The sequence below is a fragment of the Blautia intestinihominis genome (assembly GCF_040096655.1).
Classification (GTDB): Bacteria; Bacillota; Clostridia; order Lachnospirales; family Lachnospiraceae; genus Blautia_A; species Blautia_A intestinihominis.
In genome coordinates, this window is the sequence record NZ_JBBMEI010000183.1 from 1 (window position 1) to 1,078 (window position 1,078).

At 42.2% G+C, this 1,078-nt stretch carries 1 protein-coding gene; it reads right to left on the minus strand.

The window, feature by feature from the left end:
- On the minus strand, nucleotides 1–1,078 hold a 1,078-nt coding region (locus tag WMO75_RS19570), incomplete at both ends, for an LPD25 domain-containing protein (protein WP_349078853.1).

A 1,078-nucleotide genomic window follows, 5' to 3' on the forward strand; every position in this document is an offset into this window, starting at 1 on the left:
TCTGAAACTCTTCATTTCCCTTGTTTTTCAGATAACCAATCCAGCTTTCATCCGTAAGTTTCAGTTCATTTTGGAGTTTCAGCTGACTTAAAATACCGCCATTTCCTGTTCCAATATCTATTTTCCCTTTGAAATGTTGCATCATTTTATCGCCTTTTTCCGCATAATATATAGTAAAAAACATCTGGGCTGTTACCATCGGCTCATCCGTCCTCGGATTACGGTCTGCGTACCATTCCTTATCCTTCTGTGCAGTACGGGAATCCAGATCTGAGAGCTTCTGACAGCGTGGTTCCATCAGCTCTCGCTTTTCACAGTAATTCACATACACCATCGGCTCTGTTTCTTTGGATATATCTGGTGCGTAGGATTTCAGCCGTTCCAGCAAAACACCTGCCCACACGGACTGCTCACAGTCTTCTTCAATCACATCCTTCAGAAAGGAAATATAAGAACCAACATTTCCACTTTGCAGATCCAGCATGACTTCCTGTATGGTATCCTGCCCTGGCTCTACATGGTCCCGATAGTCATACGGATCGAAGTCTTCCGCAATCTCATCCAATGCTGCTGCCAGTTCTTCTGTTGTCATTTTTTTCGGATACATTGCCTCACGCACATCCTGAATCGGGATATATTTATAATCAGGCAATGCTTTATGAATCTTCTCCAAACCTTCACGCACCACCGGCTGATCTTTTAAAAACCGCACATTATCCAAGAAGTCGCCGTGTATCGTTGTTCCCATTACAATTAACAGTTCTGTTTCATCAAACAAGCTATCCTCCGGATCACGATAAATAATCCCCATTCCACTGCCTTTATAAGCGTTTTCCGGATCTTCTCTGTACTTCTCATAGATTGCTGCGATTTCTTTCACATCTGTGCTTTTCTCATAAGCTCCCATATCATGAATTTCATCACATTCTGCAGCATAATATTCCAGATAAGCTTCTTTCTTAGGCGGCATATTATTGAGTACATTATCAATCATGTTATAATTGGCCTCTTCCAGTTCCTCCACCTTTGCCAATGGCTTATATTCGCCCTGGCTTTTCTGAATCTCTGCCATTACAAC